Origin of the sequence: Mesorhizobium sp. AA22 (assembly GCF_001672375.2) — a bacterium.
Lineage (GTDB): Bacteria > Pseudomonadota > Alphaproteobacteria > Rhizobiales > Rhizobiaceae > Mesorhizobium > Mesorhizobium wenxiniae.
On sequence record NZ_CP048406.1, the window covers coordinates 3,259,149 to 3,280,638 of the forward strand.

Here is a 21,490-nt window from a genome sequence, read left to right on the forward strand (position 1 = left end):
TTCTGATTTCGATCAAGCGAATGGTGGTCGTCCGCGCCATCAATGCGCGGTCTTGACCATATCCACTTGGGTTTCGGTGATCTCGTCGTGCAATATGTGGTCGAGCCGGTCGGCGACGAGCTGGTCGTCGCGGCGGATCTCGCGTTTCCAGGGCTGGCGGCCCTTCAGCACGCCCGATTCATCGACGATCTCGGCGACGTATTCCTCCTGGCGATAGGCCATAACATGGACGCCGGAGACGCCAGGAATTTCCTTCACCTCGTTGATGATGTCGATGCAGAGCTGCTTGCCTTCCTTCTTCTGATCCTGGGCGCCTTCCAGCCGCTTGACGATCGAATCGGGGATATGAATGCCCGGCACGTTGGACCGGATCCATTTGGCGGTCTTGGCCGAGGCCAGCGGGCCGACGCCGCACAGGATGAAGCATTTTTCCGTAAAACCGAGATCGCGGACCTGCTGCATGTAGGTGCGGAACATCGGCACGTCGAAGCAGTACTGGCTCTGCACGAATTGCGCGCCGGCGGCGATCTTCTTGCCCAGCCGGTAGGGGCGGAAATCGATCGGCGGCGCGAAAGGGTTGATCGCCGCGCCGAGGAAAAGCTGCGGCGGCGTCGTCAGCTTGCGGCCGGACAGGAACTTGCCGTTGTCGCGCATGATGCGGCAGGTTTCCAGGAGCGACATACAGTCGAGATCGAACACCGGCTTGGCGCCCGGCTGGTCGCCGGCCTGCACGCCGTCGCCGGTCAGGCACAACATGTTGGCGACGCCCATCGCCGCCCCGCCCAGCACGTCGCCCTGGATAGCGATGCGATTCCTGTCGCGGCAGGCGATCTGCATGATCGGGGCATAGCCCATGCGGGTCAGCAGCGCACAGATGCCAACCGACGACATGTGGCAGTTGGCGCCCGACGCGTCGACGGCGTTGATGGCGTCGACCCAGCCGTCGAAGATTTTCGCGCGGTTGTAGACGTCCTCCGGATCGGCGCTGTCGGGCGGGTTGAGTTCGGTGGTCACCGCGAACTCGCCGCGCCTCAGAACACGCTCCAGCCGGCCGCGCGAGGTGTGGCCGGGCAGGGGATCGAGTGGCAGGTGGATGCCGGCCGGGTTCTCGTCGCGCTGGCGGCCGATCATGCCGATGCTCCAGGGTTAGAGGTGTTGCGCGAGGCTTCGCGGGCGGCGGCAGCCTGTGCGGTCACTCGCAGCCATGCCGAGGTCTCACGCAGCGACTGGTCGACCGGCTTCTGCACGTCGAGAATCTTGTCGCCATGCACCATGTTGCGTGAACCTTCCCAGGCCTTGACCCAAACGCACGGCATATCAGGCTCGACCTCGCAATTGCCGTTGGCGCGCACACCGCCGCAAGGGCCATTGCGCAATTGCTTGGGGCAATTCATCGGGCACGACATGCCGGTAGAAGAAAGGATGCACTGGCCGCACATGCGGCAGTCGAACATAAAACCCTTGACGCGTTTTTCGACAAATTTGATCGGACCTTCGACGCGGCCGTAACCGATGCGCTTCCACAGCGGATGGAGGAGCAAAAACATGTCGGAGAACTTGGCGTAGAACCATTCGAGGAGTCGCGAGTGGCGGACGGACCACAGCCTGACTGCGAAGGAGCGCTGCACGCGCCGCTGCGGCGACACGTCGGCCGGCTTGTAGTCGGATTTCGGCGCTGCCTTCTTGACCAGAGTGGCCTGGGTAATCGCCGGGGTCGTTTCAGACATCTTCTTTCCCGCCCGCTTTAACCAGAGCGACCAGCCGTTCGCGGTCGTATTTCGCGTCGATGTCCTGAAGGGCTTTTTCGGCCTCGCCTTCAAGATCATCGCTGACCGGCACGGGGTCGGCCTTGCGCCATTCGGCCAGGTAGTCGTCGGTGCTGCCGGCGCCGGTGCGCATCGCACACATGTCGATCGCCTCGGTGAAACGCAGCGGCAATTCGCGCTTGGCGTTCTGCCGGCCTTTCTTGACGATGACCTGGGCGGGGATGTCGCGCCAGTATACGACGATTAGATCGGCCATGAATTCCTACTCCGGTAGAGCGCCGTGCGTCCAATCGGAAAGGACGCTCTACTACTTTGGCTCAGCTGCATCGTACTTTTCCGGAGATCGTTCCGATCTTCGGGCCGATGCAGTGGTTCGGAGCATTGCCGGAAGCGCTGTTGGGCTGCTTGTTATGGGACGACGCGCGCGCATTCAAAAGCGACGCAATTGGAGGCCGCAAAAGGAAAGGTGAGAGTTTTCGATATTTGGCTTGGTTTGGGTCAGCCGGTGCGACGATCGAAGCTACCGACAAGCTTCCTGTGGAAGCGGATATAGCCTCGCTCGGTTGTTCGCAGGTGTTCGGCGACGATCTGATGGAAACGCGGCAGGCGGTGAAAGGGAACGGCCGGATAGGAATGGTGCTCGGAGTGGTACGGCATGTTCCACGCCACGAAGCGCACCAGCCGCGTGGTAAAGGTGGTGCGGGTGTTTTCGAGCATGTTGGCGACATGCGGGCAAAGCGCGTGCTCGGCCAACAAATAGGCCCGCAAGAAGGGCTGGCCGACAAGCACCGGCACAATCCAAACCCACAGCAGCAGCGACGACTGCACGGCCAGTGAGATCATCAGCAGCACCGCATAGGCGGTCAGAAATAAGCGTGCTTCCGAAATCACCTTGTCGCGGCCCTTTTCCGGCACGAAGCCGTCGCGGTTGCGGCCGGCCGCGTTGACGACGATCACGCGCGCCATGCTGGTCCAGTAGGGGGCGCCGGAGAGATAACGCAGGTACTGGACTATGGTCTCCGGTTTCGGCGCCATCAGTTCGGGGTCGTTGTCCGGATCATGCGTATGGCGGTGGTGCGCGAAATGGAAATAGCGGAACCAGGCCGGCGGCAGCAGGATCAGGAAGCCGGTCACGGTGGCGATGGTCCGATTGAGCCACGCCGTCCTGAAGGCCGTTTCGTGGATGGTCTCGTGCAACAGCGTGAAGAAGAAGACGATCAGGACCCCCTGCGGCAGCATGAGAATGGGCCAGAACGGAATCCGGGCGGCGATCAGCACGCCCAGCACGACAACCAGCCCGCCGTGAACGGTCAGCCGGACAATGCCGGGCCTGTCCAGTTTGGCGGTGAGGTCGCGACGATCCTCGACCGAAAGGCTGGCGATGATGGTGCGGTGGTCGATTTCGCTCATACCGGCAAGCTTATCGCCGGGGCGCCGTCCGGTAAATCGGCGCTCGGTAACAGACGCAGGTTTTACGCCGGTCCAGAAATAGAGCCAGATCGTAGGATGACCACTGTGTCGAGGGCAGGCCCGGGATATGATATGGCAAGCTTGCCGGCTGCGCATCCCTGACCGCCTCGATGCTATCGCGTGAGAATGCCGCCTGCCGCAGCGCGTAGCTTGAAATCATATCGCCTGCCTCAGGCTTGCCGCGCACCTGCCGCAGCCGCCGCAAGCCAGGGATCGCGCGCTCAGCGCTTGAATTCAAGGATGTCGAGCTTCGATTCGTAATAGGGCGCCGGGAACTCGATGCGCCATTCGTTGGCGCTGTTGCGAAAGGTATAGCCGACCTGATCGCTTTGCGGGCCGCCGCCATAGGGTTTTGCAGGATCGTCGTTAACAGAAAGGGAGCCGAGATAGATCGAGCGCTTTTCGCCGTCGTCGAAGAAACGCCCCTTGCTGCGCTGCGAACCGGTGATTTTTTCCAGCATCCAGCCCGAACCGTCGTCGCTCACCTTGCACTTGAACCAGCCATAGATGACGAGCGGGCTCAGCCCGCCGGCCTTGATCGTACGGCACTGCCAGTTGCCGGTCAGGTCCTTGTCGGAAAACGAGACCAACGGCTTTGCCAGCAAGGCGTCGAGCTGCTTGACATCGGCGGCGTCGCCAGCCCTGGCTTCGTCAAGGGCTGCCTTGCGCGTCTCGTCATATTTGCCGAGCCGCACCTTGTCGGCGGGCGTGATCAGCTTCTGCACCTCGCCATCGGCGAGCGCGGGCAGGGCGAAGCAGACAACGCCTGCGGCAATCAGGAGGCGAGCGATCATCGGTGCGTTTCCTGGTCGAAAGCTGGAACAGCCTGTTTTCTCGTTTGGCATACAACTTACCCGTTCGCGGTGACATGTCATCCGTGCTTAACAGCGATCAGCTTAAAAATCGTGGTTTCGCCGATGCAGATCTTGCTTACGGGATCGTCAGGGTGGCTGGGCAGCGCGCTAGCGCCGCGCCTGCGGGCTCTTGGCCATGGCGTCATCGGTCTCGATCCCGCCCCGTCGGCGCAAACCCAGGTGATCGGCTCGGTCGCCGACCGTGATCTGGTCATGCGGACGATCAGGGAAAACCGCATCGAGGCGATCATCCACAGCGGCGCGCTGCACAAGCCTGACATCGAACACCAACGTAATGAGGATTTCATCGACACGAATGTGCGCGGCACGCTCAACCTGCTCGACGCGGCGGTGGTATCAGGCGTTCAGCGCTTCGTCTTCACGTCGACGACCTCGCTGATGATCTCGAAAGCCATACGCGTAGGCTTGACCGGCGGTACGCGCAAGGCCGCCTGGCTGACGGAAGACGTGTCGCCCGAGCCGCGCAACATCTACGGCGTAACCAAGCTTTCGGCCGAGCATCTTTGCCGCCTCTATCACGCCCAGTCCGGACTGCCGGTGATCGTGCTGCGCACTGCGCGGTTCTTTCCTGAGGCAGACGACATGGCGCATGCGATCGAGCAGTCGGACGCCAACACCAAGGCCAATGAGCTGTTGTTCCGCCGGCTGACCGTGGAAGATGCCGCCGAGGCCCATGTCGCGGCGCTGGAGAAGGCGCCACGACTGGGCTTCGACATCTTCATCGTCTCGGCGCCAACGCCGTTCCGGCCCGATGATTGCGAGGCATTGATTGCCAACGCATCGTCCGTCGTCGCGCACTATTTTCCGGAATTTCCGGCGCTCTATGCGCGAAAGGGCTGGACGATGTTTTCCTCGATCGACCGTGTCTACGACGCCTCGCGGGCGCGGGACAGGCTGGGCTTCGTCTGCAAGACAAGCTTTGCCGATGTGATTGCCGCGCTCGCAGCGGACGAAGGGGCCGCCTGACCGAACCGTCAGGCTTGTGCCGCCGCGCTGGCCAGCTCCGTCGTCAGGTCGCCATAGCCGGTCGAGCGGCGCTCATAGGCCAGGCCGAGCATTCTTGCGGCCTTCTCGGCGACCTTGTCGAGTTCCGGGTCGTCGGTCTGGGCGATATAGACCAGCTTCTCGTAATTGCCGAAATAGTCCTTGATCAGCTCCGGATGCCTGTCGAGGCCGAGCGGCTTCATGAAGAAGGCGTCGAACTGCCGGCACAGGAAATCGGTCATGTAGAACGACATCATGTCGTCGTCGGCGACCTTAGCATAGGAGTCCATGCCCTGGTAGAAGGCAAAGCAGTGCGGCCCCGCCATGCGCTCGACGCCATGCTTCTCGCAGACACGGTCAAGCAGGCCGCCGGTGCCGCAATCGGCGTAGCCGACGAAGATGTTACTGTAGCCGTCTGCCTTGCCCTTTTCGATTGCCTTGTCCATGGCTGGCGCGATGCGGTCCGGGTAGAAATGGAATTCCGCCGGGAGGCAGGTCAGGTCGAGATGGTCGAGCCCCAGCTGCTCCTTGACGGCCAGAACTTCGCGCGCAATCATCCCGCAGGCGATGACAAGCAGCCTGTCGCGTTGATCTGGTTTTAGCTTTCGCGCAATGCTCATGGAACCAGTCTAACCGATTTTCGTTGCTGTCCCACGAATCTATCTGTTGAGGGAGATACCATTCATGAAACCGCTACGCATTGCTCCGATCGCCATTCTCGCTTGCGCCCTGGCACTTTCGGCCTGCGCCAACACCGTCCGTGGCGTCGGCAGGGACGTCAAATCGACAGCCAACGCGGTTGAGGACACGGTCGAGAACCCCTGATCCGCAGTCTCGCCAAAGCGCATTGCTCTCAAGATAGTTCAAGCGATGCGTATTAAGTCGTTGTAACATCTGGGAACGAGAAAGTCGTGCTGCAAGGCGCGGATCGGATTATGGTCCATGCCGAATTCGCCCAGACGAGGCCGAAGCGCGGACGTCGTGTCCGCCTATTGCAGTTATTTTCGTTGGGGCGGGCACGAAAAGTTGACTTTTCGAGCGGGGGATATGCCGTTAATCTTTCCCTGTACCCTCAACAACGAAGCTAGGAGCCATAGGATGAGGACCGCTCTCTTAGTTGTCGCCGCTCTGGGCCTTTCGGTGTCCGGCGCCGCAGCGGAATGTGTTGGCCACACTAAAACGACGGCTTCCGTAGATCAGCAAACCAAAGCTGCAAGCGTAGATCAGCAGACCAAAGTCGCAAGCGTCGCGAATACGCCGACAACTGCCGAAACGCCGATCCTGAAAAAGGAAGAGGCGAAAGAATCAGAATAGGCGCTTCAACCCGCCCGATCCTACCATAAGCACTCTAGCCGCTAGCGCCGGATGCTGTCATCGCGGCAGCCGGCGAGGTTAAGCCGTTTACTAACGGTGTCGTTCTTTGGCGTGACACTGGATGCCGAAGGCCAGTCGAGTGGCTGGCAGCATGCGCAATGGTTGCGGCCATGCAACTGGCGTTAATGCAACAAACACCTAACAGAGTATAGGCCTGGGTGGCGGTGTCGTACAGAAATTCGTAAAAAGGGGCCGGCGCGACGAACGCCGACCCTTCTCAGGCAGTAAGAGCGCTGGGTTTTAGCGTGTCAGGTTCCGACGCCCGTTCCCTCGTTGCAGGTGCCGAGCGGCGAGGCTTCCAACGCGGCGCACAGGCCGGTAAAACGCCCGGTGACCCAGCCACCAATCGCCAGGATCGCAAGTATCGCTGCTGCGGCAATGATGCCGACAAGGATCGAATATTCGACCATGGCAGCGCCTGAATCGTCTTGGCAAAACTGCCGGGCCGTCGTCATGAGTGTGTCCATGGAATTCCCCTTTTAGACCCGACGTGTCGACGTCGGTCCAGCAAAATGCGCGGGAGCTAATGCAATAGCATCATTCGAACGAGGGACTAGAGCCCCCTAGAACCCAATTCTGATAAACTGCGGGCAGCCAGTCACCGCATAGCTTGGCGTCGTGAATGTCCCAACGCCCGTGAAATAATGGCAGATGAACCCGTCCGTTGGATCCTTTTCGTCGTGGTAGAGAACTGCGGTCGACGTAATCAGCAACCCGCCAATCGCCCCCGCCGCTAGAACTGTCAGCACCCCCAGAGAGACGACTGCTTTCCGCATTTTTTAGCCCGTGACTCGCCTTCAACGCGTTTGTTGCCGATTGGAGTCCAGACGCGGCCAAGGTCGGCTTTAGGTGGCGCGCGCCAAGCCAACGGCTATTCTAAAGCCGATCCGCCCGCGCCTCATGGCGGGAGTGCAGGTTTTAACCTCACCGATCGAAGCCGACTTCATCACAATGAACGGCGACAATCTCAAAGAGTCAGGGCATGACCGGCGCATCGGAATTCTGCTGGATCGAATAGATGTGTTGGCTGGGAAATAGCACAATTAGGCGCTCCGCGAAGGTAATCGCTGAGGCCGAGTGCGCCGAACGCGCCGCAAAGACGGCAAGATTGAAATCGCTTCGCATGGCAACTCAGGGTGACCTGAAGGTTTCGTTTCCGGAGGAGCTCGATTGCTCGCTGCTTGTCGCGGCACTGACTCAAGGCGAATCATCGGGCCAGCCTTTCAACCGTCTCAATGATGGCTTTGGCAAGGGCTTCGCCTTCATGGACAGGCTCGGAACCGAATAGCACAAACTGCTTCCTCGCTCGGCAACATCCCGGCTGGGCGGGTTTGTTCAATAGTTATGCGAACCAGTTTGAGGGCGGCCCAGGCGCTGCGGATGTTCTCTTGGACTCTATGCTGGCCACCAAGTCACGCAGCGGCTTGTTGCGCTTCTGGGGCCGGTATTTCTCCACCCGCCTGGTTCTCGCGGACCCGCTTTCGCACTGTAGTGGTGATCGCCTCCACGTCACCAATACCCCCATGCCCCGCGCCATGAAATTTGAGTCTGGAGCGCGCTAGAGCTTGGTCAAGATGTTGCTAATGTGCGGGACAACGCTCTTCGCTTTAGCGGGGCCGGCCCAGCGGCTTGGTTGCGAGGGGGACTGGCAGCTGGAGGCCGCTGGGCCTTGACCACCAGCGAGCTTAAGAGGAGGCGCTGTGCTGGCTGACCAAAACTTGCGTTCAAGGCAACGGAATAGCATCATTCGAACGAACACTGTTCGTCAGTATGTTCCTCATGCCGGACATTGGGGGCGCTCAATCTGCTCAACGGCAGGCCAGCGGACGATGAGCAGCCGCATTTTGCCGCCATGTCGAGAGGCTGACGGAATCTATTGTTCGGTCGGCAGCGGCTCATGGTCGAGGAGCAGCACCTCGCCAAGGTCCCGCTTGTCGAACGTCTGGCCACAAACGGGGGCAGGTAGAACAGCCCGACAGCCAATCGGGGGTGACCAGCGGGCCGCCGGGCCTAACCAGCGGGCAATTGGGTCCGTTCGCCGGGAGCCGGGCCTATCCCGGCGCTTAGCCCCCACTGCAGATCGGACCCGATTGGCCCCGCTCGGAGGAGGAGCGCGGGCTTCTCCTTGTCGGTCCGATGCGCCAGATTAGGGACGGCCGGCGCCGCTTTGGGGGGCGTTGGGAATAGATTGCCTTGTAGGGCGCCGGCCAGGCGGCGTTGGGGTCTGCCGCACGAATAAGCTAACAGAGGTTGGGACCGTGGGCATGGCGTGGTCGCGGAAGCACCGTGCGTCCAATAGCTAGCCGGCCGGCGCCTGCCGACGGCATGCCTATGCCGATCGAGAAATCCAGTGGCTAGCTTGCCGCCGAGGTCAATGGGACAAAGGCGCCGAGGGCACCGCGCCAGTCCCTCGGGAAATTGGCTAAAAAGCTCAGGCCGACGCGCGGACGTTGTGCTTGCGCTTCATGAAGTCCTTGGCGGTTTCGACCGCCACGGCCGCGTCGCGGCAATACGCGTCGGCGCCGACGGCTTTGCCGAACTCCTCGTTGAGTGGCGCGCCGCCGACCAGCACGACGTAGTCGTCGCGGATGCCCTTTTCCTTCATCGTGTCGATGACGACCTTCATATAAGGCATGGTCGTCGTCAGCAGCGCCGACATGCCGATAATGTCAGGCTGGTGCTGTTCGATGGCGTCGAGATATTTTTCCACCGCATTGTTGATGCCGAGGTCGATGACGTCGAAGCCGGCGCCCTCCATCATCATGCCGACGAGGTTCTTGCCGATGTCGTGGATGTCGCCCTTGACGGTGCCGATCACCATCTTGCCCTGCTTCGGCGCGCCGGTGGCGGCAAGCAGCGGACGCAGGATGGCCATTCCCGCCTTCATCGCGTTGGCGGACAACAGCACTTCCGGCACGAACAGGATGCCGTCGCGAAAATCCTCGCCGACGATGCGCATGCCTTCGACCAGTGCCTCGGTCAGCACCTTGTAGGGCGCCCAGCCGCGCTCGAGCAGGATGTTGGTGCCTTCCTCGATCTCTTCCTTCAGCCCGTCATAAAGGTCGTCGTGCATCTGCTGCACGAGTTCGTCGTCGGAAAGCTCGGAAAGGATGATCTCGTCGTCGGCCATTTTTAATCCAGCTCCTTGCCGCACAGATGCAATTGCGGGGCCTCAAATATCACGCCAATACCTAACCCGCTACAGGCGTACGTCCATAGCTGATTTGCGACTTCCCGCAAAAGGAAAGCGACTGCAAATCTATTGGAATTCTTGTCGATTTTGCGACAGGCGTTGGCGCTGGCGGGCCGTTTCGAATAGGGTGCATGGCTACGATCCGGCCAGAAGCCGCGATATGCGGCCGTAATAATCAGGCCAGAACAAAAGTCAGGGAAGAACGATCATGAGTGAGAACGCGCCGGTCGACCAGGAAGCGTCAAACGCGCGGCGCGGACGCGCCGCCAGCGGTGGTGCCGCTGCCCGACGGGCGGCGCGCTCGGGTGGCGGCCCCGGCACCCAGCTCACCTACATCAAGCGCAGGATCAACGTCTATGAGGTGCTGGACGAGGAAGGGCTGGCGCTGATCGAGAAGAACACCGACACGGTGCTCGAGGAGATCGGCATCATCTTTCGCGACGACGCGGAGGCGCTGCAGCTGTGGAAAGAGGCCGGCGCCGACGTCAAAGGCGAGCGCGTGCATTTCCCGAAGGGCCTCTGCCGCTCACTTTTGAAAACCGCGCCGTCCGTCTATACCCAGCATGCCCGCAATGCCGAACGTTCGGTGCAGATCGGCGGCAACGCCACCGTCTTCGCGCCGGTCTACGGCCCGCCCTTCGTGCGCGACCTCGATGGCGTCAGGCGTTATGCGACGATCGAGGATTTCCGGAATTTCGTGAAGCTCGCCTATATGGCGCCGTCGATCCATCATTCGGGCGGCACGGTGTGCGAGCCAGTCGACGTGCCGGTCAACAAGCGCCATCTGGACATGATCTACAGCCACATCAAATATTCGGACAAGCCGTTTATGGGCTCGGTCACCGCGCCCGAGCGCGCCGAAGACACGGTGGCGATGGCCAAGATCGTGTTCGGCGACGATTTCGTCGAAAACAACACGGTTCTAACCAGCCTGATCAACGCCAATTCGCCGATGGTGTTCGACGAGACCATGCTGGGTGCGCTGAAAGTCTATTCGCGTCACAACCAGGCCTGCATCGTCACGCCGTTCATTCTCGCCGGCGCAATGAGCCCGGTGACGGTCGCCGGCACGCTGACCCAGGTTCTGGCCGAAGTGCTGGCCGGCGCGTCGTTCACGCAGCTGATCCGGCCGGGCGCGCCGGTGCTGTTCGGCACCTTTGCCTCGTCGATTTCGATGCAGTCGGGCGCGCCGACCTTCGGCACGCCGGAGCCGTCGCTGGTTTCCTATGGCGCGGCGCAGCTCGCCCGCCGGCTCGGCCTGCCGTTCCGCACCGGCGGCTCGCTCTGCGCTTCGAAGATACCGGACGCGCAGGCGGCCTATGAGAGCGCCAACACGCTGAACTCAACGATTCTCGCCGGCACCAATTTCGTGCTGCATTCGGCCGGCTGGCTCGAAGGCGGACTCGCCTCCTGCTACGAGAAATTCATGATGGACATCGACCAGCTCGGCATGACGCAGAAATTCTCCGATGGCGTCGACCTGTCGGAGAACGGCCAGGCGATGGACGCCATCCGCCAGGTCGGCCCAGGCAGCCACTATCTCGGCTGTGACCACACCCAGGCCAATTTCCAGACCGCCTTCTACCGTTCCAACATTGCCGACAACAATTCCTACGAGCAGTGGCTGGCCGAGGGCGAAAAAACCGCACCGCAGCGCGCCAACGAACTCGCCCGCCGCTGGCTGGAAAGCTACGAGGCGCCGCATCTCGATCAGGGTATCGACGATGGGCTGAAAGAGTTCATCGCCACGAAGAAAGCGTCGATGGCTGACGCCTTCACCTGAAAGGAGCCCGAGTCAGGCGGGGCTAAAGTCGCCAACATCATCCATAAGGAAGTCTGGCGGAGCGCCTTCTCCGACCCGGACAGGAAGGGATGATCCTCGCGCGCAGCATGATCGAAACCATCGCGGCAGCGCTTTCCGCTCACGGTCTCACCTTGCGCGGCGGTTTCAATTTTGCAGGCGACGAGGAAACGCCTTCCGGCCTCTCTGGCGGTGCCGCCAGATCCGTGCTGCTGGTGGGGCAGGCGGGCGCCGCGCCATGGCCGCATTTCCTGCGCTGGAAAGAAAGCCAATTACAGGCCGTCGCCAATCCGCTCGATACATGGTCTCGCGAAGTGATCGGCGGGGTGGCGAACGACTTCGGCGCGCGTGCCGTGTCTCCGTCCGACAGACCGTATCTGCCGTTCCAGCAATGGGCGATGCGGGCCGAGGGGTTGCGGCCGTCGCCGCTCGGCATCCTCATGCATCCGCAATACGGACTCTGGCACGCCTATCGCGGCGCGCTGCTGTTCGAGGTCGAAATAGCGCTTCACGAACCCCGCGGCGTGATTCACCTTTGCGACACATGTGTCGACAAACCTTGCCTGAAATCCTGTCCCGTCAGCGCGTATTCTGCGGATGGTTTCGCGTATGAAACTTGTCTGGCGCATGTGCGTGGGCAAAGCGGCGCGCCTTGCCGCACCGGCGGCTGTCTCGACCGCAACGCCTGTCCCTATGGTGTCGACTACCGCTATCCGCCACAGGTTCAGGCCTTTCATATGGCGGCGTTCGCGGGTCGGTAGCGTCGCCGAATGCCGCACGCAATCTTGAAAGAGGTTGCCTCATTGCGACTTGCCCTGTTGGCCTGCGTGGATATTGATCGCGCGACAATCAGAAGGAGTGGGTGATGGCGAAGCGGGACATTCAGATCAAGACCAGCGACGGCTTGGCAAAAGCCGGGCTGTTCCGCTCGGCGGCCTCGGCCAAGGCCGCAATCATCCTCTATATGGACGCTTTTGGCCCGCGGCCGGCGCTCGACCAGATGGCGGAACGGCTTGCAGGCGATAATTACGCGGTATTGGTCCCGGACCTTTTCTACCGCAACGCGCCCTACGGCCCTTTCGAGGCCAAGACCGCCTTCAGCGACGAGAAGCGCAAAGCTGTCATCACGGGTCTCCTCAGCGGCACGACACAGGACATGACCATCCCCGACAGCGGCGCTTTCCTCGATGCGCTCGATGCCGAAGGCGTTACCGGACCGGTCGGCACCGTCGGCTATTGCATGGGTGGGGCGCGGGCGCTGAACGCCGCCGCGACCTATCCCGGCCGGATCGTTGCCGCGGCTAGTTTGCATGGCGGCAATCTGGCGAGCGATGCCGCCGACAGCCCGCGCCGAAACGCTACGTCGATCAAGGCGCGGGTCTATGTCGGCACGGCGGGTGTTGACAGAAGTTTTCCGCCGGAGCAGTCGGCACGGCTGGCCGAAGCGCTGCGCACGGCTGAAGTCGACCATGTCATCGAGAACTATGCCGGCATGGCGCATGGCTGGTGCGTGCCGGACCACAGCGCCTTCGACGCAACGGGCGCCGAGCGCCACTCGAAGCGATTGGCGACGCTGTTCAGTGAAACGTTGGGCTAGCTCGTCGGGGCCGGCGACATAGTCTCGAAACATAGCTCCTGAATACCGGCGGCAGTCGTTTGATCAGGGATATGATGCGGGTTTCTCTCGGGAGCAAGATTCTAGGCCTTTGCCTGTTGACCAGTGCGATGGTCCAGCCAGCCTTTGCCGATCAAGCAAAATGTTCCTGCCGCAACCTGCGCAGCGTTCAGGAAGAACTGAAGAACGCCGAGTATGAGGCGATGTTCTTCGCCGATATGGCGGCGAAGCTCAAGGCGGTCGAGGATCCGCTGATCGAGGCGCACAAGAACCCGATCCATCCCGATTCAGACGTTAACATCCAGGACCGATCGTCCAGGGCGCGCGCCGACGTCATGCGCACGTTCAAGCTCCCTCACAACCCGGCCTACGGCTATTCGGGTCCTTTGACGGTGGACATGAAGTTTGGCAGCTGCGAGCAGAAGCCGGCCGATCTTGAGGCACTGCGCGCCGGCTCGCAGTGCAAGGAAATCGCGGACATCACGTTGGCTCACGAGGCCGCGCACAGGGAGAGATGCGCAAGGGAAACCGCTGCGGTCTATTGGGACAGGTTGCCCAGTCAGATCGCCGCCGAAGAAGCCGAACGCTATCGGGAGCAGGCCAACGCCATGCGGGCACAGCTCAAGCGCATCGTGGATGAGGGGACAATCACCGTGGCAGCGAAGATGGAACCCCGCATCAAGGGTCCACAGTTCGATGTCACCTATTCCTTTGTGATGCCGTCGATCGAGATGGAGGGCAAGAGCTCGCCCGGGTCGGACAGTTGGACGGTGAACGGAAAGGGCAAACAATCCGGCAAGATCAAGAACGCGAAGATTGGCGGCATGACGTGCAAATCGAGCGGGCAACTCAACGACGACATCGATATGGCTCTGGATACGGATGGCTTTGTTATGAGCCTCAAGAGCAAGTCGAAAGGCAGGCCCGGCGACGTAAAGCTTCGCTGCATGGGCGGCTACGGCATGTCGATGCGTCCTCAAGGCGAAGTCGGCAGCGGCGAGGTGTTTGCAGCAGAACGCTTTGCGAGCGAGGCGGACATCTCGCAAGATGTCAGCACGATGCCGTTTGCCAAGATCGTGACACAGGGCGGCATGTCGGTCAGCGGCAAGCACACGGTCACCGTGCGCCTGGTCTGTCCCGGAGAGTGAGGAGCACCCATGGTTGGTGTTCTCGAAGGCGGTTTGTCCTTTTCTTTCCACCACCCCAAGGAACCGCCACTAGCCTTCGTCCAACAGGCAAATGATGGCGATGATGCTGGATGAAAGCGAAGCCTCCGACGCCGAGTTGATCGGGCGGGCGAAGGGCGGAGACAGGCGGGCTTTCGGCAAATTGCTCGAAAGGCACTATGAATTCGTCTATCGCGCCGCATATCGCTGGTGCGGGAAGAAGGCCGACGCCGAGGATATCGCCCAGGAAGTCTGCCTCCGGCTCGGCCGGGCGATCCGCGACTATCATGGCAGCGGCGCCTTCACCACCTGGCTCTACACCATGACGCTGAATGCGGCACGCGACGTGATGCGCAAGACGGTCCGCGAGACGATCAAGATCGAAGCCTACGGAGCTTACGAACTGATCACGGGAGAAGCCCCGGCCGAGCCCGAAGATCCGGCCGAGGCGCTTTGGGCGGCGGTGCGGATGCTGCCGGACAAGCAGCGCGACGCGGTGCTGCTGGTCTATGGCGAAGGGCTCAGCCACGCAGCCGCCGCCGAGGCGATAGGCATCTCGGAGACGACGGTTTCCTGGCACATCCATGAAGCGAAGAAACGGTTGAAGACGCTCATGCGTTCAGCCGGGGAAGTGTGATCATGGTCGACGACAACGAACTCAACAGACTGCGCGACATCGCAGCACCGGCACCGGGTACCGACGCGAAGGCGCGTGCCTTCGAGGCCGCCATGCGGGCTTACGACCTGGACGAAAAAACCTCACCCGCCGCCCAAGGATCGGCGAAAGGGCTTCGTCTTACAGAGCGAGCACAAAAGCTCTGGAGCGAAATCATGCAAAAGAAACTCTTCGTCACTCCGGCCATTGCCGGGCTCGTCGCCCTACCGATAGCCGGATACGCCACCATCTACATGCTGCAGGAGCAGCCATTCCATTCCGGTGGCGACGAGAAGATCGCCGAAACGCTGGCCGACAAACCAGTGGCCAGGAAGAAAGCCGATGCCGACGCCGAAAGCCGCGACGCAGCCGAGGCGCTTGCGCCGGCATCGCCGCCGAAGCCAGAGTCGGCTGCCGCCGGCGGCCTGACAAGGCAAGGTGCGCTGACCAGCAATGCGCCTCCGCCGGCGCCGAGCGGCGAGTTCGCACAGGACGGCGGCGCAAGCGCCCCAGCGGTCAAGGGTATGGCCGGCACAACAGCCGAGTCCAAACTGATGGTACAACCGCTTATGCCGGCCGACCAGATGCCGTTGCCGGAGCAAAATCGCGACCGCGTCGAGGATTTCAAGAGCAATCCGGTGCGTGCCGCGCTCGAAGACCCGGTCTCAACCTTTTCGATCGATGTCGACACCGCTTCCTATTCTTTCGTGCGGCGTTCGCTCAGGGAAGGTATTGTGCCGCGAGCCGACACCGTCCGCATAGAGGAGATGATCAACTACTTCCCCTATGACTGGAAAGGACCGGACTCTGCCTCGACCCCGTTCAACTCGACCGTCAGCGTCATGCCGACGCCGTGGAACGAGCACACCAGGCTGATGCATGTCGCTATCAAGGGTTTCGACGCCAAGCCGGCCGAGCAGCCCAAAGCCAATCTGGTGTTTCTGATCGACGTGTCGGGCTCGATGAACGAGCAGGACAAGCTGCCGCTCTTGCAATCGGCCTTCCGGCTTCTGGTCAACAGGCTGAGGCCCGCCGACACGGTTTCGATCGTCACTTATGCGGGTGATGCCGGCACCGTCCTTGAGCCGACGAAAGTTTCGCAGAAAGACAAGATCCTCAATGCCATCGACACTTTGACGCCCGGCGGCAGCACGGCCGGCGAGGCGGGCATCAAGGAAGCCTATCGGCTGGCGCAGAAATCCTTCGTCAACGACGGGATCAATCGCGTAATGCTGGCCACGGACGGCGATTTCAATGTCGGCCAGACCGACGACGACGATCTGAAGCGGTTGATCGAAAAAGAGCGCAAGATCGGGGTGTTTCTGTCGGTGTTCGGTTTCGGTCGCGGCAATCTGAACGATCAGATGATGCAGACCATCGCCCAGAACGGCAACGGCACCGCCGCCTATATCGACACTTTGGCCGAGGCCGAGAAAGTGCTGGTCGAGGATGCGTCCTCGACATTGTTCACCATCGCCAAGGACGTGAAGATCCAGGTCGAGTTCAATCCGAACAAGGTCTCGGAATACCGGCTGATCGGCTACGAGACCCGGGCCTTGAATCGCGAGGATTTCAACAACGACCGCGTCGATGCCGGCGAAATCGGCTCCGGCCATTCGGTCACCGCGATCTACGAGATCACGCCGAAGGGCAGCGGCGGCGAGCAGATCGATCAGTTGCGCTACGGCCAGGCTTCGGTGAACAATGGCGGCGTCGCCAACGCCGACGAATATGCCTTCGTGAAAATCCGCTACAAGCTGCCGAACGAGGATGCCTCGAAGCTGATCACCACACCGGTGACATCAGCCAACGAAGTGGCTGATTTCGACCAGGCCAGCACCGACCAGCGGTTCTCCGTTGTCGTAGCGGCCTTCGGCCAGAAGCTGCGCGACGAGGATGCGACCGCGAAGTTCGGCTATGACAAGATCATGGAGATTGCCACCGCCGCCCGGGGAGCCGACCCGTTCGGGTACAGGTCCGAGTTCCTCTCGCTGGTGCGCCTTGCCTCGGCGCTTGGCGGTAACCGGTAATCGTGATGACGTCCGATTTCGTCAGATGGGATCGTTCGGATAGTGGAAACCGACCCACGGGCGGGGAGGCAGGCCGGCAGGGGAAACCTTACCGGCCTTTTTCAACATTTGTCAGGCGCGGCTGCGCCGGCGCTCGCGGCGGGCTTCGCTGGTCTCGACGGTGTTGACCGTGGCCTGCTTGTTGCGCATCGGGCCAATGCGCTCGACGATTTTTTCGATGCTCGGGCGATCCGACCGGGTATGCGCATCGAGCGCCTTGCGCATTGCGGCGAGGTGGGCGAACGAGGTGCCGCAGCAACCGCCGACGATCTTTGCGCCGGCATCGACGGCCAGCCTGACATAGTCGGCCATCAGCTCGGGCGTGCCGGAATAATGGATCTCGGCGCCGCGAAATTCCGGAATGCCGCAATTGCCCTTGACGATCACCGTTGCCTCCGGCGTCGCCTCGGTCATGTCGAGCAGCGAAGCGAGGATGTCGGAGGCGCCGACGCCGCAGTTGGCGCCGACACCGAGCGGAGCCTGCGACAAGCCATCGGCGACGCCGTGGATGTCCTTCGGCAACAGCCCCATCATGGTGCGACCGGCGGTGTCGAAGGAGCCGGTGTAGGTATAGGGCAAGCCGACGCGGATCGCGGCTTCGGCTGCGGCGCGGATTTCGTCCGGCGCCGACATGGTCTCGATCCAGGCGACTTCGGCGCCGCCGGCTTTCAGGCCCTCGATCTGTTCGGCAAAGGCCTCGACCGCCTCGTCATAGGTGATCGCGCCGAGCGGCACCAGCAACTCGCCGGTTGGGCCGACCGAGCCCGCCACGATGACCTTGCGGCCGGCTCTATCGGCGACAGCGCGGGCGATCTCGGCGGCGCGCTTGTTCAGCGCATGCACGCGGCCTTGCGCATGATGCAGCTTCAGCCGGTGGCGGGTGCCGCCGAAGGAGTTGGTCAGGATGATGTCAGCGCCAGCATCGACGAAGTTCTGGTGCAGACTGGTGATGGTGTCCGGCGCCGTCTCGTTCAGCAACTCTGGAGCCTCGCCGGCCTCTAGCCCCATGGCGAACAGATTGGTGCCGGTGGCGCCATCGGCAAGCAGAACGCCCTTCTCAGCAAGCAGCGCGTCAATTGGATTGGTCATTGGAAATACGCCTTCCGGGGATTCTTTGTCGAGATAAGGATATAAAGAAATCTTTATATGGCGTCAATGTCGGCGCGATAGACAAGCCGTCAAAATCGCATCTCCGCCAGCCTTTGCGTGAAGCTGGCCGCCTCATGCGCGTTGATGTCGGCGGCGCGGATCAGATTGTCGAAATGGCTGGTCAGCGTGCGAACTGGCTGGGTCGCGTTCAGCACGAGATACATGTCGCCGACATAGATGGCGGCACGATAGGGCCCGAATATGGTGTAGGGAATCGAGTAGCGCATCCGTCCGTCATAGAGAAACAGGCGGAAGGTGGGATAAAGGTCGTCGAGCAGCGTCGCCATGTGAAGAAGCTGCTGGTGGCGGTCGGCCTCAGGAAAACGGTCCCAGACGCCCAGTCCGCGCGCAAAGATCTCCAGCGTGTGGCGCGGCATGCAGACTTCCATGTCGGTTTCCGGCCGCCGGTTGTAGTCGATGCGGTACTGCGTCTCACCGGCCTGGGCCTCGCGGCTCTTGTTGGCGATACCAGCCTCGTATTCGACGAGCGCCTCGGTGCGCAGAAGGTCGGGAATGCCGGCCGGCACGTAACGGATTTTCGTACCGGCGGCCTCGGCATGCCATCTGGCCAGCAGCGTGCGGTCGAAACCGTCGGGCGCTTCCTCGATCTCCAGGCTCTCGCGGATTTCACCGGTGACGCCTTCGTCCTGGCTGAGGCCGAGCAGCCAGTCGAGCGACACTTTGAATTCGGCGGCAATGTTGAGCAGCGTTTCGGCGCGGGGAAGGCGTGTCGAGGCGCCGGACAGCAGCTGCGAAAGCGCCGAACGATCGATGCCCACCGCCGTCGCGAAAGCGGACTGGTTCAAGTCGGATCGTGTCAGGAGCATTTTCAGGCGCTCCCGGAAGATCGTCGATAGGTCGCGCTTGTCCATATCGTCATTCCGGCCGTTGGGAGGAAAAAAATCCGCCGAATGCGTTTAAGTGGCAGTTTAGGCGTAAATTAATCCTTCAATTCGTTTACAATCTATAACGCCTGCGGCTAAAAATGCGCAATCGCAACATTTTGTGCGCCTTGTCGCGTTGCGGCATCTCGATGCTCCTGACAAAATGCTGTCAGGAATCAAAACGATTCCGGCGACTGGAAGGGCAGTGGTCGATCCATGACGAGCATGAATAACAGACGACGCAATGCACCGGCCATCGAATGGCCGACCGTGTTTCTCGCGTTTTTCTGTTACGGCACCTGGCTTGCAGCCGGCCTATTCCTGTGGCCGTCCTATCCGCTGCTGGCGCTCATCGTTCTGGCCTTGATGGCCGCGCTGCAATCCTCGCTGGCGCACGAAGTCCTGCACGGCCATCCGACTCGCAATGCGCAGCTCAACGAAGCTTTCGTCTTCCTGCCGATCGGTCTCGTCTGGCCGTTCCGTCGGTTCAAGACCATTCATCTGCGCCATCATGCCGACGAACGGCTGACCGATCCGCTTGACGATCCTGAAAGCTACTACAAGGCGCTGTGGCACCATGACGAATTGCCGCCGGCGATGAAGTTCCTGCTGAAGATCAACAACACCATGATCGGCCGTCTCATTCTCGGCCCATGGCTGTCGTGCATCGGCTTCTTCATCGACGATGCCAAGCAGGTGCTCGCCGGCGACAAGATGATCCGAAAGGCATGGCTGCTGCACGCCGTCGGCCTCGCCGTGGTGCTGCCGGTCGTGCAGTTCGGCTTCGGCATCCCGCTATGGCTCTACATCCTGGTTCCGGTGTGGCTGGGCCAATCGCTGATCTCGATCCGCACCTTCGCAGAGCACCAATGGTCGGAGCATCCGGAAGGCCGCACGGTGATCGTCGAGCGTTCGCCGCTGTCGTTCCTGTTCCTCAACAACAATCTGCATTTCGTCCATCACAAGAGCCCGACCGTGGCTTGGTACCGGCTGCCGAAGCTGTTTCGCGAGCGCCGTGACGAGTGGCTGCGGATGAACAATGGCTACGCTTATCCGAACTATTTGGCGCTTCTCAAGGCTTATGCGTTCAAGGCGAAGGAGCCGATCGTCCACCCGGTGCTGCGGCGCACGCCGGAACCGGGCCGGGCGTTCAAGCCGCGCGTCAGAGCGCGCAGCCTCAATGGGCTTGGCAGTGCGCCGGTGCCCGCCGAGCCGCCGAAAGAATGAATTTTGTGGCATCGCCGGCGGCGATGCCCAGGTGCGCGTCAATGGTCTCGTCAGTTTCTCAGCGTAACGATCAAAATTTCGGCATGAGCGATTTCGTTGCCGCCTTGCCGATGTACGATGGGACATAACGCCCAGAAAATAAGCGGTCTGGCATTTTGTTGTACTTTTGTTGTACCGGCCGCTAAAAAAAAGCCCGCCGGAGCGGGCCTTTGGTGTTGATGGTGGCCAGAGAAACGATCAATCGTCAAAGCCCAGGTCGACCATATCCTCGGCGCAAAACCAATCATGCACGAGCTCACCCTTGCGCTCAAACTGGACCCGGTATGAGGTGCGCCCATCCGAGCGCAGGCACTCACCCACAACTATCCCAGTAATCTGAACAATGGCGCCCTCGCTGATGGCGGCTGCTTCATTAAACATGTTTGTGGCTCCTCGTTGCGCTTCAATGTTGAACGTTATATAACGATGTTTAACAACCGTCAACAACAATGTTTAACATCGTTCAACAGGAGAAGAAAATGGTCCGCGCAACGAGCATCGGGATCCGGTTGTCTGAGGAAGTCAAGGCGGCGCTCGATAAGGCAGCCAGGGCGGACCGTCGCACTATCTCTGCGTACGTCGAGCTTCTTATCGTTGCCGACCTTGAGGCTAAGGGTCTCCTGCCCAAGACTGAGTAAAAGAAGGCGCGCCGCTATTTTCGAAGTTGGCGGCGCGCCCTGATGCCGAGGCGTCGGCGATCGGTCCTCGCGAAAACCAGCCGCCCCGATCTCGGGCCGGCCGCAGACCAACCTACTGGGTTTGCTCGGATCCAGCAACCTTTTCGGCAAACAATTCCCCTCACTAATTTGGTAAATCGGTACAGCAAAACAATAGCTTGACTTAACATGCTGTACTGTGGAATTCCCTGCCGACATGGGTGGGTTAGAAGACAAGATTTTCACAGTGGACGAGGCTGCTGATTACCTTCGCTGGACACGGCGCGGGGTAATCAAGGTCGCGAAGCGGCACGGTCTGTGCATGGTTCGCGGGCGGGAAGTGACGTTTACCAAGAGCCACATACTGGGCATCATCGAGGCCCTACGGCCCGCGCCGAATGAGCCTCGTGCTTTGACAGTGCGCGGGCACATCGATCGCCAGCCAGTCGGTTCGGCTTCCCCTAAACTGCGAAAACTGTTTCTCGAGCGGTCCAATCGGAAATGGGCCAAGAAGCTCCTAAAAGAAGAGTGTGGCGAATGAGCCGTTGTCGGAGCCAGGAGACTTTC

General features: G+C 61.1%; 26 protein-coding genes. 14 read left to right on the forward strand and 12 right to left on the reverse strand.

Going from position 1 to position 21,490, the window contains the following annotated elements; genetic code table 11:
* Window positions 1-39 precede the first annotated feature (39 nt).
* The 5 genes from A9K68_RS15775 to A9K68_RS15795 all read right to left on the reverse strand — a co-directional run bounded on the left by A9K68_RS15775 (window position 40) and on the right by A9K68_RS15795 (window position 4,030).
* The gene (locus A9K68_RS15775) at window positions 40-1,131 is read right to left on the reverse strand and encodes a methylenetetrahydrofolate reductase (RefSeq protein ID WP_029351936.1); all 1,092 of its coding nucleotides are present in this window, start codon (window positions 1,129-1,131) and stop codon (window positions 40-42) included.
* Window positions 1,128-1,727, reverse strand: coding sequence for a methylenetetrahydrofolate reductase C-terminal domain-containing protein (locus tag A9K68_RS15780; protein ID WP_065012251.1), 600 nt, complete (start codon window positions 1,725-1,727; stop codon window positions 1,128-1,130). The genes A9K68_RS15775 and A9K68_RS15780 overlap by 4 nt, the downstream gene beginning before the upstream one ends.
* Window positions 1,720-2,022 (reverse strand): virulence factor, encoded by a 303-nt coding sequence (locus A9K68_RS15785; protein ID WP_065012250.1) that lies wholly within the window; start codon window positions 2,020-2,022, stop codon window positions 1,720-1,722. Before A9K68_RS15785 ends, A9K68_RS15780 begins: the two co-directional genes overlap by 8 nt.
* Window positions 2,023-2,264: 242 nt before the next feature.
* Window positions 2,265-3,176, reverse strand: coding sequence for a fatty acid desaturase (locus tag A9K68_RS15790; protein ID WP_246811387.1), 912 nt, complete (start codon window positions 3,174-3,176; stop codon window positions 2,265-2,267).
* A 281-nt stretch (window positions 3,177-3,457) separates the two neighbouring features.
* Window positions 3,458-4,030, reverse strand: coding sequence for a DUF4893 domain-containing protein (locus A9K68_RS15795; RefSeq protein ID WP_065012249.1), 573 nt, complete (start codon window positions 4,028-4,030; stop codon window positions 3,458-3,460).
* Between the two features lie 123 nt (window positions 4,031-4,153).
* Between A9K68_RS15795 and A9K68_RS15800 the strand changes: the two genes are divergently transcribed.
* A complete protein-coding gene (locus A9K68_RS15800; RefSeq protein ID WP_065012248.1) occupies window positions 4,154-5,077 on the forward strand; it encodes an NAD(P)-dependent oxidoreductase in 924 nt (307 codons plus the stop codon).
* An 8-nt stretch (window positions 5,078-5,085) separates the two neighbouring features.
* On the opposite strand, the gene A9K68_RS15805 is transcribed toward A9K68_RS15800, so the two are convergent.
* Window positions 5,086-5,715 (reverse strand): DUF1638 domain-containing protein, encoded by a 630-nt coding sequence (locus tag A9K68_RS15805; RefSeq protein ID WP_065012247.1) that lies wholly within the window; start codon window positions 5,713-5,715, stop codon window positions 5,086-5,088.
* Window positions 5,716-5,779: 64 nt separating this feature from the next.
* Here A9K68_RS15805 and A9K68_RS15810 point away from each other — a divergent pair, with 64 nt between their 5' ends.
* Together A9K68_RS15810 and A9K68_RS15815 are read left to right on the forward strand one after the other, a co-directional pair.
* Window positions 5,780-5,920 carry an entericidin A/B family lipoprotein gene (locus A9K68_RS15810; protein WP_023798937.1) on the forward strand — a complete coding sequence of 47 codons (141 nt, stop codon included), beginning with the start codon at window positions 5,780-5,782 and terminating at the stop codon, window positions 5,918-5,920.
* A gap of 273 nt (window positions 5,921-6,193) precedes the next feature.
* Window positions 6,194-6,409 carry a hypothetical protein gene (locus A9K68_RS15815; protein ID WP_065012348.1) on the forward strand — a complete coding sequence of 72 codons (216 nt, stop codon included), beginning with the start codon at window positions 6,194-6,196 and terminating at the stop codon, window positions 6,407-6,409.
* A 308-nt stretch (window positions 6,410-6,717) separates the two neighbouring features.
* On the opposite strand, the gene A9K68_RS15820 is transcribed toward A9K68_RS15815, so the two are convergent.
* Window positions 6,718-6,936 carry a Flp family type IVb pilin gene (locus tag A9K68_RS15820; protein ID WP_029351922.1) on the reverse strand — a complete coding sequence of 73 codons (219 nt, stop codon included), beginning with the start codon at window positions 6,934-6,936 and terminating at the stop codon, window positions 6,718-6,720.
* Between the two features lie 382 nt (window positions 6,937-7,318).
* On the opposite strand from A9K68_RS15820, the gene A9K68_RS15825 reads away from it, so the two are divergent.
* The gene (locus A9K68_RS15825; RefSeq protein ID WP_156768591.1) at window positions 7,319-7,507 is read left to right on the forward strand and encodes a hypothetical protein; all 189 of its coding nucleotides are present in this window, start codon (window positions 7,319-7,321) and stop codon (window positions 7,505-7,507) included.
* A gap of 85 nt (window positions 7,508-7,592) precedes the next feature.
* Window positions 7,593-7,757 carry a hypothetical protein gene (locus tag A9K68_RS15830; protein ID WP_156768590.1) on the forward strand — a complete coding sequence of 55 codons (165 nt, stop codon included), beginning with the start codon at window positions 7,593-7,595 and terminating at the stop codon, window positions 7,755-7,757.
* 1,143 nt (window positions 7,758-8,900) lie between these two features.
* Here A9K68_RS15830 and A9K68_RS15835 read toward each other — a convergent pair.
* Window positions 8,901-9,599 carry a B12-binding domain-containing protein gene (locus tag A9K68_RS15835; protein WP_065012246.1) on the reverse strand — a complete coding sequence of 233 codons (699 nt, stop codon included), beginning with the start codon at window positions 9,597-9,599 and terminating at the stop codon, window positions 8,901-8,903.
* Window positions 9,600-9,870: 271 nt separating this feature from the next.
* Here A9K68_RS15835 and A9K68_RS15840 point away from each other — a divergent pair, with 271 nt between their 5' ends.
* The 3 genes from A9K68_RS15840 to A9K68_RS15850 all read left to right on the forward strand — a co-directional run bounded on the left by A9K68_RS15840 (window position 9,871) and on the right by A9K68_RS15850 (window position 13,060).
* A complete protein-coding gene (locus A9K68_RS15840) occupies window positions 9,871-11,445 on the forward strand; it encodes a trimethylamine methyltransferase family protein (RefSeq protein ID WP_065012245.1) in 1,575 nt (524 codons plus the stop codon).
* 89 nt (window positions 11,446-11,534) lie between these two features.
* Complete coding sequence (locus A9K68_RS15845) at window positions 11,535-12,224, forward strand: 4Fe-4S dicluster domain-containing protein (protein WP_065012244.1); 690 nt, start codon at window positions 11,535-11,537, stop codon at window positions 12,222-12,224.
* A 104-nt stretch (window positions 12,225-12,328) separates the two neighbouring features.
* A complete protein-coding gene (locus A9K68_RS15850) occupies window positions 12,329-13,060 on the forward strand; it encodes a dienelactone hydrolase family protein (protein WP_065012243.1) in 732 nt (243 codons plus the stop codon).
* Window positions 13,061-13,161: 101 nt separating this feature from the next.
* On the opposite strand, the gene A9K68_RS15855 is transcribed toward A9K68_RS15850, so the two are convergent.
* Entirely contained in the window at window positions 13,162-13,359 is a 198-nt protein-coding gene (locus tag A9K68_RS15855) for a hypothetical protein (RefSeq protein WP_163603037.1), read from the reverse strand.
* Between the two features lie 54 nt (window positions 13,360-13,413).
* Between A9K68_RS15855 and A9K68_RS15860 the strand changes: the two genes are divergently transcribed.
* From A9K68_RS15860 to A9K68_RS15870, 3 genes are all read left to right on the forward strand, one after another.
* Window positions 13,414-14,226, forward strand: coding sequence for a hypothetical protein (locus tag A9K68_RS15860; RefSeq protein ID WP_156768589.1), 813 nt, complete (start codon window positions 13,414-13,416; stop codon window positions 14,224-14,226).
* Window positions 14,227-14,320: 94 nt separating this feature from the next.
* Window positions 14,321-14,881, forward strand: a complete 561-nt coding sequence (locus A9K68_RS15865; protein WP_065012347.1) for an RNA polymerase sigma factor — start codon at window positions 14,321-14,323, stop codon at window positions 14,879-14,881.
* Between the two features lie 2 nt (window positions 14,882-14,883).
* Window positions 14,884-16,929: a VWA domain-containing protein gene (locus A9K68_RS15870; RefSeq protein ID WP_065012241.1), complete on the forward strand. Its 2,046-nt coding sequence runs from the start codon at window positions 14,884-14,886 to the stop codon at window positions 16,927-16,929.
* 111 nt (window positions 16,930-17,040) lie between these two features.
* Here the strand turns inward: A9K68_RS15870 and bmt are convergent, their stop codons facing one another.
* Window positions 17,041-18,057 carry a betaine--homocysteine S-methyltransferase gene (gene bmt, locus A9K68_RS15875; RefSeq protein WP_065012240.1) on the reverse strand — a complete coding sequence of 339 codons (1,017 nt, stop codon included), beginning with the start codon at window positions 18,055-18,057 and terminating at the stop codon, window positions 17,041-17,043.
* 89 nt (window positions 18,058-18,146) lie between these two features.
* Window positions 18,147-18,989 (reverse strand): helix-turn-helix transcriptional regulator, encoded by an 843-nt coding sequence (locus A9K68_RS15880; protein ID WP_065012239.1) that lies wholly within the window; start codon window positions 18,987-18,989, stop codon window positions 18,147-18,149.
* A gap of 228 nt (window positions 18,990-19,217) precedes the next feature.
* On the opposite strand from A9K68_RS15880, the gene A9K68_RS15885 reads away from it, so the two are divergent.
* Entirely contained in the window at window positions 19,218-20,228 is a 1,011-nt protein-coding gene (locus A9K68_RS15885) for a fatty acid desaturase (RefSeq protein WP_065012238.1), read from the forward strand.
* A gap of 237 nt (window positions 20,229-20,465) precedes the next feature.
* On the opposite strand, the gene A9K68_RS15890 is transcribed toward A9K68_RS15885, so the two are convergent.
* Entirely contained in the window at window positions 20,466-20,648 is a 183-nt protein-coding gene (locus A9K68_RS15890) for a hypothetical protein (RefSeq protein WP_156768588.1), read from the reverse strand.
* Between the two features lie 98 nt (window positions 20,649-20,746).
* Here A9K68_RS15890 and A9K68_RS15895 point away from each other — a divergent pair, with 98 nt between their 5' ends.
* Together A9K68_RS15895 and A9K68_RS15900 are read left to right on the forward strand one after the other, a co-directional pair.
* Window positions 20,747-20,905, forward strand: coding sequence for a DUF1778 domain-containing protein (locus A9K68_RS15895; RefSeq protein WP_156768587.1), 159 nt, complete (start codon window positions 20,747-20,749; stop codon window positions 20,903-20,905).
* A 235-nt stretch (window positions 20,906-21,140) separates the two neighbouring features.
* A complete protein-coding gene (locus A9K68_RS15900) occupies window positions 21,141-21,464 on the forward strand; it encodes a hypothetical protein (protein ID WP_065012235.1) in 324 nt (107 codons plus the stop codon).
* The last annotated feature ends 26 nt before the right edge of the window (window positions 21,465-21,490 follow it).

Excerpts from the sequence above, each read along its gene's own strand:
- A9K68_RS15775 (WP_029351936.1), bottom strand. The coding sequence starts at position 1,131 with ATGATCGGCCGCCAGCGCGACGAGAACCCGGCCGGCATCCACCTGCCA.
- A9K68_RS15780 (WP_065012251.1), bottom strand. The coding sequence starts at position 1,727 with ATGTCTGAAACGACCCCGGCGATTACCCAGGCCACTCTGGTCAAGAAG.
- A9K68_RS15785 (WP_065012250.1), bottom strand. The coding sequence starts at position 2,022 with ATGGCCGATCTAATCGTCGTATACTGGCGCGACATCCCCGCCCAGGTC.
- A9K68_RS15790 (WP_246811387.1), bottom strand. The coding sequence starts at position 3,176 with ATGAGCGAAATCGACCACCGCACCATCATCGCCAGCCTTTCGGTCGAG.
- A9K68_RS15795 (WP_065012249.1), bottom strand. The coding sequence starts at position 4,030 with ATGATCGCTCGCCTCCTGATTGCCGCAGGCGTTGTCTGCTTCGCCCTG.
- A9K68_RS15800 (WP_065012248.1), top strand. The coding sequence starts at position 4,154 with ATGCAGATCTTGCTTACGGGATCGTCAGGGTGGCTGGGCAGCGCGCTA.
- A9K68_RS15805 (WP_065012247.1), bottom strand. The coding sequence starts at position 5,715 with ATGAGCATTGCGCGAAAGCTAAAACCAGATCAACGCGACAGGCTGCTT.
- A9K68_RS15810 (WP_023798937.1), top strand. The coding sequence starts at position 5,780 with ATGAAACCGCTACGCATTGCTCCGATCGCCATTCTCGCTTGCGCCCTG.
- A9K68_RS15815 (WP_065012348.1), top strand. The coding sequence starts at position 6,194 with ATGAGGACCGCTCTCTTAGTTGTCGCCGCTCTGGGCCTTTCGGTGTCC.
- A9K68_RS15820 (WP_029351922.1), bottom strand. The coding sequence starts at position 6,936 with ATGGACACACTCATGACGACGGCCCGGCAGTTTTGCCAAGACGATTCA.
- A9K68_RS15830 (WP_156768590.1), top strand. The coding sequence starts at position 7,593 with ATGGCAACTCAGGGTGACCTGAAGGTTTCGTTTCCGGAGGAGCTCGAT.
- A9K68_RS15835 (WP_065012246.1), bottom strand. The coding sequence starts at position 9,599 with ATGGCCGACGACGAGATCATCCTTTCCGAGCTTTCCGACGACGAACTC.
- A9K68_RS15840 (WP_065012245.1), top strand. The coding sequence starts at position 9,871 with ATGAGTGAGAACGCGCCGGTCGACCAGGAAGCGTCAAACGCGCGGCGC.
- A9K68_RS15845 (WP_065012244.1), top strand. The coding sequence starts at position 11,535 with ATGATCCTCGCGCGCAGCATGATCGAAACCATCGCGGCAGCGCTTTCC.
- A9K68_RS15850 (WP_065012243.1), top strand. The coding sequence starts at position 12,329 with ATGGCGAAGCGGGACATTCAGATCAAGACCAGCGACGGCTTGGCAAAA.
- A9K68_RS15855 (WP_163603037.1), bottom strand. The coding sequence starts at position 13,359 with ATGGATCGGGTTCTTGTGCGCCTCGATCAGCGGATCCTCGACCGCCTT.
- A9K68_RS15860 (WP_156768589.1), top strand. The coding sequence starts at position 13,414 with ATGCGCACGTTCAAGCTCCCTCACAACCCGGCCTACGGCTATTCGGGT.
- A9K68_RS15865 (WP_065012347.1), top strand. The coding sequence starts at position 14,321 with ATGGCGATGATGCTGGATGAAAGCGAAGCCTCCGACGCCGAGTTGATC.
- A9K68_RS15870 (WP_065012241.1), top strand. The coding sequence starts at position 14,884 with ATGGTCGACGACAACGAACTCAACAGACTGCGCGACATCGCAGCACCG.
- bmt (WP_065012240.1), bottom strand. The coding sequence starts at position 18,057 with ATGACCAATCCAATTGACGCGCTGCTTGCTGAGAAGGGCGTTCTGCTT.
- A9K68_RS15880 (WP_065012239.1), bottom strand. The coding sequence starts at position 18,989 with ATGGACAAGCGCGACCTATCGACGATCTTCCGGGAGCGCCTGAAAATG.
- A9K68_RS15885 (WP_065012238.1), top strand. The coding sequence starts at position 19,218 with ATGACGAGCATGAATAACAGACGACGCAATGCACCGGCCATCGAATGG.
- A9K68_RS15890 (WP_156768588.1), bottom strand. The coding sequence starts at position 20,648 with ATGTTTAATGAAGCAGCCGCCATCAGCGAGGGCGCCATTGTTCAGATT.
- A9K68_RS15895 (WP_156768587.1), top strand. The coding sequence starts at position 20,747 with ATGGTCCGCGCAACGAGCATCGGGATCCGGTTGTCTGAGGAAGTCAAG.
- A9K68_RS15900 (WP_065012235.1), top strand. The coding sequence starts at position 21,141 with ATGGGTGGGTTAGAAGACAAGATTTTCACAGTGGACGAGGCTGCTGAT.